This window comes from Sphaerisporangium sp. NPDC004334, from assembly GCF_053602655.1.
This window is the reverse complement of record NZ_JBSGDZ010000047.1, coordinates 1-692: the sequence shown is the minus strand read 5'-3', so window position 1 is coordinate 692 and position 692 is coordinate 1. Positions and strand designations below refer to the sequence as shown.

General features: G+C 81.1%; 1 pseudogene. It reads right to left on the bottom strand.

The features are described 5' to 3' along the window. Window positions 1-296: 296 nt before the first annotated feature. Window positions 297-692: pseudogene (locus ACWEN6_RS38160) on the bottom strand (hypothetical protein); the annotation flags it as partial.

The window sequence follows — 692 nt, the reverse complement described above, 5'->3', positions numbered from 1 at the left end:
GGAACCACCAGCACGCCCGCCGGGGCCGTCGGGACGGCCGGACGCGCCCGGACGGCCGCCGGGGGCGTCGTCGGGGCGCCCGGCGCCGCCGTCCGCGCCGCCGGGGCGGCCGGAACCGTCGCGGCGGCCGGAGCCGCCGGAACGACCGCCCGGCGGGTCGGGGCGCCCGGGACCGTCGGGGCGGCCCTGGCGGCCGCCCGAACCCGAGCCTCGTCTGGGCCCTCCGGGGCCGCCGCGCCCGCCCGAGCCGCCGCCCGGGCCGTTGCGACCGGGCCCGGAGGGACGGCCGCCTTCCCTCACCGGCCCGCGACCTCCGCCTGCCGGTCGGCGGCGCCCTCAGGGACCCGGCCCTGGCTCGCCGTGCGGCCGACCTCGCGCCCCTGCCCGTCGAGGAACCGTGGCTCCTGCGTGCCGGGCTTCTCGCCGAGTTGCTCGACGCGGTCGGCCAGCCTCTGCGGCTGGGAGTCCAGCAGCAGCTTGGTGCGCTTGTCCTGGGCCTCCTGGCGCAGGCGCTGGGTGGTCTTCTGCAGGTCGGTCGCCCGGAAGGAATCTTTGGCCAGGACGGTGTTGAGCAGCAGCAGACTGACCAGCCCGCCGCACAGCAGCCCCACGACGAGCAGCACGAACGGGGTGCGGGGCGCGCCGCGCCCGGCGGGCGCCCGCCGCGCCGCCGCCGCGGCCGTGGCCCCGGC